General features: G+C 71.8%; 6 protein-coding genes. 1 reads left to right on the forward strand and 5 read right to left on the reverse strand.

Features of this window, described 5'->3' with window-relative positions; translation table 11 throughout:
- Positions 1 to 37: 37 nt before the first annotated feature.
- From ACFCV8_RS35640 to ACFCV8_RS35655, 4 genes are all read right to left on the reverse strand, one after another.
- Positions 38 to 556 (reverse strand): histidine phosphatase family protein, encoded by a 519-nt coding sequence (locus ACFCV8_RS35640; protein WP_376689704.1) that lies wholly within the window; start codon positions 554 to 556, stop codon positions 38 to 40.
- Positions 557 to 626: 70 nt separating this feature from the next.
- Entirely contained in the window at positions 627 to 833 is a 207-nt protein-coding gene (locus tag ACFCV8_RS35645) for a hypothetical protein (protein WP_376689705.1), read from the reverse strand.
- A gap of 149 nt (positions 834 to 982) precedes the next feature.
- Positions 983 to 1,093: an SGM_5486 family transporter-associated protein gene (locus ACFCV8_RS35650; protein ID WP_376689711.1), complete on the reverse strand. Its 111-nt coding sequence runs from the start codon at positions 1,091 to 1,093 to the stop codon at positions 983 to 985.
- 26 nt (positions 1,094 to 1,119) lie between these two features.
- Entirely contained in the window at positions 1,120 to 2,421 is a 1,302-nt protein-coding gene (locus ACFCV8_RS35655; protein ID WP_376689707.1) for a CynX/NimT family MFS transporter, read from the reverse strand.
- A gap of 184 nt (positions 2,422 to 2,605) precedes the next feature.
- On the opposite strand from ACFCV8_RS35655, the gene ACFCV8_RS35660 reads away from it, so the two are divergent.
- Positions 2,606 to 3,280: a FadR/GntR family transcriptional regulator gene (locus ACFCV8_RS35660; protein WP_376689708.1), complete on the forward strand. Its 675-nt coding sequence runs from the start codon at positions 2,606 to 2,608 to the stop codon at positions 3,278 to 3,280.
- On the opposite strand, the gene ACFCV8_RS35665 is transcribed toward ACFCV8_RS35660, so the two are convergent.
- Positions 3,277 to 3,675, reverse strand: a complete 399-nt coding sequence (locus tag ACFCV8_RS35665; RefSeq protein WP_376689709.1) for a hypothetical protein — start codon at positions 3,673 to 3,675, stop codon at positions 3,277 to 3,279. The two genes, ACFCV8_RS35660 and ACFCV8_RS35665, sit on opposite strands and share 4 nt — an antisense overlap.
- Positions 3,676 to 3,836 lie beyond the last annotated feature (161 nt).

A 3,836-nucleotide genomic window follows, 5' to 3' on the forward strand; every position in this document is an offset into this window, starting at 1 on the left:
GCGGTTGCGGGGGCCCTGTCGCGTGCGGCGGGCGGGGTCAGTCGTTGGGCGTCCAGTACTCGACGAGCCTGCCGACGCCGTGCTCGACGCCCTTCCAGGAGCCGTTGAACTCGACGACGGCGAAGGCGGCGGTGGGGAAACCGCTCCGGTTCATCCGGGCCAGGGCGCCGCCCTCGACCTCCCCGGCCAGGGCGTCGGCGAGCGCGTGCATGCCGGGGTTGTGGCCGATGACCAGGAGGTCGCGCACGTCGTCGGAAGTCTCGTTCACCAGGGCGATGAGCTCGCCGAGGGAGGCCTCGTACAGCCGCTCCTCGTACACGGTCCTGGGGCGGCGCGGCATCTCGTGGACGGCCAGCTTCCAGGTCTCCCGCGTCCGGGCGGCGGTGGAACAGAGGGCGAGATCGACATCGATCCCGGCACCGGCGAGCTTGCGGCCCGCGACGGGGGCATCCTTGCGGCCGCGCTCCGCGAGCGGCCTCTCATGGTCGGAGTCCTGCGACCATTCCGCCTTCGCGTGCCTGAGAAGAACGATCCTGCGAGGTGTGTCGACGCTCATACACCTCAGCTTCGCACGAAACGTGCCGTCCGGCGCAGGGGGTTGACGTGCTGGTGTGCGGTGCACGGGATCAGCCGGTCACCAGGGCCAGAAGGTGCTCCAGGACCCGGCTGACCGCCGGGGCGGCGGTCGCGGCGCGCGCCTCGTCGGGGCTCACGATCAGCAGCAACAGCACGGCGAAGGCGAGAGCGGGCAGCGCGACGCCCCACCACGGCAGCCGCACCTCGACGCTGCCCGTGTCCGGGTGGGTGGTCCGGGTGGGGATTGGGGCCGGCATGTCCGCCTCCGTGAGTCATCGGTTCCGATACCGAAAACCTACGGACCGGAGGGCCTCGGGCCCATCCGGCGTTCCACCCACTTGACCCCCACCTCAGCCCCCTAGGGGACGGTGGGGTTAACCCCACCCTCGCCATGGCCCGGGGGGTGTCAGGGGGAGGCGATCGAGGCGATCACCGCGACGATCACGGTGACCAGCAGCATCGCGCCGAGCACGGCGAGAAGCTTCTTCTGGCCGTTCTGGGGGTTCGGGTCGAGCACAGGAGACATGGCCCCAGTCTCGCATCTCAGCATTCGTCCTCGATCGTCCGGTCCCGCCCGGCCAGGAATCCGACCGCCATCTGCGGCACCATGAGGCCCGCCATCAGGGCGATGGGCAGCTCCCAGCCGCCACTGTGCTGGTAGAGCACGCCGATCAGCAGCGGCCCGGGGATGGAGATCAAGTAGCCGACGGACTGGGCGAACGCGGACAGCCGGACCACGCCCGCGCCGGTGCGCGACCGCATGCCGATCATGGTCAGGGCGAGCGGGAAGGAGCAGTTCGAGATGCCGAGGAGCACCGCCCAGGCCCAGGCGCCGCCGGCCGGTGCGAGGAAGAGGCCCGCGTAGCCGATCAGGCCGCAGCTCCCGAGGAAGAGGACGATCGGGCCCTGGTTGCGCATCCTGCTCGCGACCCTGGGAATGACGAAGGCGAGCGGCACGCCCATCGCCATGGTGACGGCGAGCAGCACACCGGCGGTACCGGCCGAGACCCCGGCGTCGCGGAAGATCTGCGGCATCCACCCCATCGTGATGTACGCGGCGGTGGCCTGCAGGCCGAAGAAGCAGGCGAGGCTCCAGGCGGTACGGCTGCGGGTGATCCGGAGTTCCGGAGCGGCCTGGGCGGTCGCGGGGTGGCCGGACCGCGGGGCCGTGGCGGCGCGCCGGTCCCGTACCAGCGGGATCCAGGGCAGGATCGCGAGGGCGGAGAGCGCGGCCCAGACGCCGAGTCCCAGACGCCAGCCGCCGCCCATCGCACTGGTCATGGGCACGGTCACCGCGGCGGCGAGCGAGGTGCCGAGGGCCAGGGCCATGGAGTAGAGCCCGGTCATGGTGCCGACCCGGTCGGGGAACCAGCGCTTGACGATGACGGGCATCAGGACGTTGCTGACGGCTATGCCCATGAGGGCCAGGGCGCTCGCGGCGAGGAAGCCGGCCGTTCCGCCGACGAGCGGCCGGATCACCAGGCCGGCGGTGATGGCGATCATCCCGGCGCAGACCACCGCGCCCGGGCCGAAGCGGCGGGCGAGGCGCGGCGCCATGATCCCGAAGATCGCGAAGCAGAGCGGCGGTACGGAGGTGAGGACACCGGCGACGCTGCCGCTCATATGCAGTCCGTCGCGCACCTCCTCGAGGAGGGCGCCGAGGCTGGTGATGGCGGGACGGAGGTTCAGGGCGGTCAGGACCAGCCCGACGGCGACCAGCCGGAGCGCCCAGGGGGAGGTGCCGTCGGCGGCCGGTGCGCCCTTCGGAGGCTGCGCGGCCGTGGTTCTCGCGGAGCCTTCCACCGCGGCGGCGGGGCTCAGGGTGGTGGTTTCGTCATCGGGCATGAGACCCATCATAGAATCATGGGATGATTGATTGTCCAGTCGGCCGGAGGACGGCCGGGAGTCGGCCGGCCGGGACACGCTCTGAGAACATTCGCTCCGGGCACCGCGACTCCCGTCGCCCACTCCGACCCCCCGCCCCACTCCGGCACCACGCATCACACCGGAATCCCGATCAAGGAGCACCATGGCGCTGACGTCTCCGCGGCGTTCGGCACTCGCCGACCAGGTGATTGCCCAGCTCAGGAATCAGATCACCTCGGGCGAGTGGCCCGTGGGCTCACGCATTCCCACCGAGCCCGAGCTGGTGGAGCAGCTGGGGGTGGCCCGTAACACCGTCCGGGAGGCCGTGCGCGCCCTCGCGCACAACGGGCTGCTGGACATCCGGCAGGGATCGGGCACCTATGTCGTCGCCACCAGCGAGCTGGCCGGGGTGATGCACCGCCGTTTCGCCTCCGCCGATCCGCGCCATGTCGCCGAGCTCCGCTCCACGCTGGAGTCGTCGGCGGCCCGGCTGGCCGCGGCGCGGCGCACGGAGCGGGATCTGAAGCAGCTGGACGCACTCATGGAGCGCCGGGAAGTGGCGTGGGAAGCGGGTGACGCCGAGGCCTTCGTCGCGGCGGACGCGACGCTGCATCTGGCGGTGGTCGCCGCCTCGCACAACGACGTGCTGACCGCCCTGTACGCCGACCTGGGGGATCTGCTGCGCGACTATCTCAGGGACGACATCGGGCACGAGCTGCGGCCGGAGAACCACATGGACCACGGCCGGCTGGTCGAGGCGATCCGGGTGGGGGACGGCGAGGCGGCGGCGGCCGAGGCCGCGAGCCATGCGCTGAGCTGTCCGGCGGACAAACCCTAGGGCGCCGCCCGCGCGTTCCGCTCGTTCCGCGCGTCCTGTATTCGGTGCGTGATCCAGGCGGAGGCGATCTGCTTCCAGCAGCGGTCGTCGAGCCGTACGGTCTGCCCCGGGTCCACGTCGACCGGGGTGCTGTCGGCGTCCACGTCCCACCACTGGCGGCATTCGGTGTGCAGTTGCACGCGGTCGGCGGAGGGATACGGGTTGTGGCAGTAGGCGACGACCCGCGAGCCGCTTATCGAGGTACGGCATTCGGATCCGGCGGGTTCCGGGGCCGCGGGGGTGGAGGCCCCGCCGTCCGCCCGGCCCGCCAGGGATATCCCCACCGGGGTGGCGAGCCCGGCCAGCGCTATGGCGGCCGCCAGCAGCGCGCCGGTCCGGCGACGTGTGGAGCGCATGACGACCTCCTCCCGCGGCTCGGCCCGAAGTCCGGTTCACCACATTCTGCGGTGGATCGACCGTCTTTTCGAGTCGATCTCGCCGGACCGGGACTTCGGCCCGGGTTTCGGGCCCGGACGCACGCGGCGGCGTCCGGGCCGCGCGAGGACGGGCCGTACCG

It is taken from the genome of Streptomyces sp. NPDC056347, from assembly GCF_042262625.1.
In the GTDB taxonomy this organism is placed as follows: Bacteria; Actinomycetota; Actinomycetes; order Streptomycetales; family Streptomycetaceae; genus Streptomyces.

Bases quoted from the DNA above. Each gene is read 5' to 3' on its own strand.
- ACFCV8_RS35655 (WP_376689707.1), bottom strand. From the start codon at position 2,421: ATGCCCGATGACGAAACCACCACCCTGAGCCCCGCCGCCGCGGTGGAA.
- ACFCV8_RS35645 (WP_376689705.1), bottom strand. From the start codon at position 833: ATGCCGGCCCCAATCCCCACCCGGACCACCCACCCGGACACGGGCAGC.
- ACFCV8_RS35640 (WP_376689704.1), bottom strand. From the start codon at position 556: ATGAGCGTCGACACACCTCGCAGGATCGTTCTTCTCAGGCACGCGAAG.
- ACFCV8_RS35665 (WP_376689709.1), bottom strand. From the start codon at position 3,675: ATGCGCTCCACACGTCGCCGGACCGGCGCGCTGCTGGCGGCCGCCATA.
- ACFCV8_RS35660 (WP_376689708.1), top strand. From the start codon at position 2,606: ATGGCGCTGACGTCTCCGCGGCGTTCGGCACTCGCCGACCAGGTGATT.